Below are 4255 nucleotides of genomic sequence, written 5' to 3' on the forward strand. Positions count from 1 at the left end.
CCATAGTAGAGCAAAAAAAATCCCGATAGTTTTGGCTGAAAAAAATTTAACTGAATTCTTTTAAGATTATTCAATAGTCAAAAAAATGACTTTATAAAATATAGGTAAATTTGCTATAGTAGATAGTTTTAACTTAAACTAGCAAATCCTTAATATCTAAACCTCCCTCGTCATGCTTGAGCAAAAACCCAAGTTGAAATTTTCCTTCGGAGGTATTAAAAACATTCTGGGTGATGGAAAACGCAAAAAAATTAGTTCAGGAAATTATCCTCACTTACTGAAAAATTATTACCATTAGCAGAGTAAATTTTGTTATGTCATTAGAAAATTCACAACCAAAAAACTTGGAGGTAAGTTCCAATAAAACCTCTATAAATGGAGCAAACGGTTACAGTAGTAGTTCCGTAGTCAAAACAGAAATAGTAAATACTACCTCACAACCTTTAGAGCAAGAGGAAAACAATAGCTCAGAAGTTCAACCAGAAAAAAATTTCCAAAAATCAACAGAAACTCAACCAAAAAAAGGCCAGAAAAATTATTGGGGATGGCAACTAATTTGGTGGAGCATTGCAGCTAGCTTTGGAATTACAGGTGGTGCAGCACTTATGTGGTTATTGGTTAACCCTCCCCAACCTAACTGTGAACAAATTTCTGCATTATCAGCAGATGGAAAGCGACTTTACTGTGCCAACAAAGCTGCTGAGTCACGAAACCTAGAAGAGTTGGAAAAAGCCTTAACTTTAGTAGAAAGTTGGCCAGAAGAACACCCCCTCTATCAACTAGGTCAACAAATGACAGGAGAATGGACAAAGTTAATTATCTCTGTGGCTAATCAAAAGATTAGAGAGGGTGATTTACAGGGCGCTCTAGATACAGTAGCTAAAATTCCCAAGGATAGTCCAGTTTACAGCAGAGTAGAAGAAGCAGTAGCAGATTGGAAGAAACAATGGGCAGAAGGTCAATCTTTCTATGATAAAGCTACAGAAGCTATAAAGGCTATGAGTTGGAATAAAGCTTCTAATTACTCTCTAGCTATGTCAAAGTTAGATAATGTTCACTGGCAAACTACTAAATATAGAGAATTATTAGAGCGCATTGTATTAGAAAAAAAAGCTTGGCAAATTCTTAAAGATGCTCGTTATTTGATATATAGAGAAACAGTAGATGAGTATGGAGAAGCGATCGCTTTAGCTAACAAAATAGACCCTAATCTCTACATTCGAGAAAAAGCTGATAAAGATATGCAAAAGTGGGGTCGTAGTTTAATCAAAATTGCTACCGAACGTATAGAAGCACAAGATTTAAAAGGGGCAATAAGAGCTATTGAATATATTCCTTCAGGACATAAACTGAAAAAAGAAGCTGAAGACTTAATATTACTAGGTCATGCTCAAGCAGCAACTTGGAATAAGCCTATGGGAGGGTCTCAAATTGCAAATATGGTAGCTTTGATGGAAGGAAAAGCAGCAGCAGATCAGATTACTTCTGATAGTCCATACTATCAACAAGCTCAAACTCAAATTAAGCAACTCCAACAACAATTAGACAATTTAACTCATATTCAGCTAGCCAACGCGATCGCCAGTGTTGGTCAACCAGCAACATTACAACTGGCCATAAACCAAGCGCAAATGGTTGGCCAGAAACAACCAAAGCGAATTCAGGCTCAAACCTTGATTGCTAAATGGCGCAAAGATATACTCAAAATAGAAGACCGACCTTATGTGGCTTTAGCTAAACAATTAGCTAAACAAGAGACAGTTGATAGCTATAATATGGCGATTAAACAAGCTAGTTATGTTGCTTTGGAGCGTCCACTGAGAATAGAAGCTCAAACCCTAATAGCTGAGTGGAATAAACGAGTACAAATTATTGAAGATTNCCTTGATTGCTAAATGGCGCAAAGATATACTCAAAATAGAAGACCGACCTTATGTGGCTTTAGCTAAACAATTAGCTAAACAAGAGACAGTTGATAGCTATAATATGGCGATTAAACAAGCTAGTTATGTTGCTTTGGAGCGTCCACTGAGAATAGAAGCTCAAACCCTAATAGCTGAGTGGAATAAACGAGTACAAATTATTGAAGATTCGCCATTATTAGCAGAAGCTAGAGCTTTAGCCAAAGAAGGAAAACTTGGCCAAGCTATTGATGTTGCATACCAGATAGAAAAAGGTCGTGCTTTGTATGACGAAGCTCAGGATGAAATTTATAAATGGAATACAGAGTTACAAATTGCCCAAGATCGGCCAATTCTTAACGAAGCCTATAGCCTGGCCAAACAAGGTAGTCTGACTGCTGCTATTAACACAGCTTATCAAATTGGCTATGGACGCGCTCTGTATTATGAAGCTCAAGATGCTATATCTCGTTGGTCGTCTGAACGAGATGCAATATGGGCAGCACAACAAGCTGAAGAAGCTAGGAGACAGCGTGAATACCAACAACGTATTAGAGAGCAACAAAGGTCTTATTCTCCAGCCCCCAGTCGCCAATATTATTCGCCAGCTCCACAGAGGTCTTATTCTCCAGCCCCNTATTCGCCAGCTCCACAGAGGTCTTATTCTCCAGCCCCCAGTCGCCAATATTATTCGCCAGCTCCACAGAGGTCTTATTCTCCAGCCCCAGCCCCAGCTCCAGCTCCAGCTCCAGCTCCAGCTCCAGCTTCCAGTTCAGATGCCTATTTACTTCAAGAATGATAAATCAGTTAATATTAAAGATTTAATTGAGACATTAAAGAAATTTGGAATTTAACTTTCATTGGTTATTATATTCTTAAAATATCTCAACCAAAAACCAATTTATGAATAGTGAATCAGCATTAAAATTGCTGCTCATTGATAATGACCCTATCTTTCGGATGGGGTTAAAATTTTCCTGTGAGCAGTTTCCTGACTTAGAAATAGTATTTGAGACAGAAGTAGGGGCAGAAGCCTTAAAAAATATTCAAAATTTGATCACAGAAGAGAATAATTTTTTGGTTATTTTAGACATAGAAACCAATAATTTGCTTCCTCAAACTACAGAGGAAATTACAATCTCTGGAATCGACTTTTGTCAACAACTTAAAACTTCGTACCCTGAGTTACCAATATTATTATTGACATCTCTACAAGATAGCTTATTATTGACATTAGTAAGAAAATTAGGTATCAATGGTTATTGTATAAAAGGAATCAGTATTTCTGAGTTAGTAATTATTATTAGACAAATAGCAAATGGTCAGTCTTATTGGAGAAATATTCCTGGGGTTGAAACTATACAAGAAAATTCTGAAAAACCAGCAAGTTTAGGTCTAAGATTTCCCACAAAAAATTTTTTCGATAATCTTTTTGATAATGTCTGTAACTCTGGAATAAAACAAATAGATTCTTCTCTGTCGGAAGTAACATATCAACTCAATGAGAGAGTAAAAAATTTAGATAGAAATAATTTCAACTCTCTACTCAATGTGGCAATAACTTCTGGGCAACGACGAGAATTACTAACAGCTAGATGGATACTTAGTCACTTGTCACCTAAGTCTGTTAATGCTCAGAAGCAGCAGCAAGCAACAGATGTAAATAGAGATGATTTTGTCGATTCAAATTTGAAAAATTTTACAGAATTACCAACAAAAAAAATTCTTAATTCCGTCAACAATAATGAGCAAATTTTCCTGAGAATAAATTCTGAATTTGTTTCTCCCACCACTGAAGCAATGAATTTACAAACAGCATTATTTGAATCAACAATAGCAAAATTAAATTCTAATTTAATTAACCTCAGTGAATTACCAATGGAAATTGATATATTGCGAGGTTCTAAGAAGCAAGAACTAATTTATATAGCTTTATGTAAATTTGAAGATATTCTTGATGAACTGCGTAATGCTTCTATTCTAATAGAAGAAATTCCCAAACAAAGATATGAGATTGTACATAATTTATGGGAATTTACGAGTAAATTTTTTATTGGTGAATACTATCAACTTGAAATTAGTAATGGCATAGGAATTATCAATTCTTTTGCCGAACAAATTAAAGTCGAAGTAATGCCAGTTTTATTAAATGATGCTGATAATGTGCATAAATTTATTCTTGATAAAATTCCTTTGGTTGAAGAGTTAATATCCTACTTATTATTTCAAGTTCCTTTAGTAATTGATAATGTATCTTTTGGAGTAGGTACTCCTGAAGCCATGGAACGCTCTGAAGCCTTACTTCAAAATTTATTAATTTCAATTGCTAATGCTGTGATTCAACCTTTATTAAA

1 protein-coding gene is annotated in these 4255 nt (G+C 35.3%); it reads left to right on the plus strand.

Going from position 1 to position 4255, the window contains the following annotated elements; genetic code table 11:
• Positions 1-2804: 2804 nt before the first annotated feature.
• On the plus strand, positions 2805-4255 hold a 1451-nt coding region (locus AFK68_RS08010), incomplete at its 3' end, for a DUF3685 domain-containing protein (RefSeq protein WP_094672291.1).

Origin of the sequence: Hydrocoleum sp. CS-953 (assembly GCF_002260545.1) — a bacterium.
In the GTDB taxonomy this organism is placed as follows: Bacteria; Cyanobacteriota; Cyanobacteriia; order Cyanobacteriales; family Microcoleaceae; genus Trichodesmium.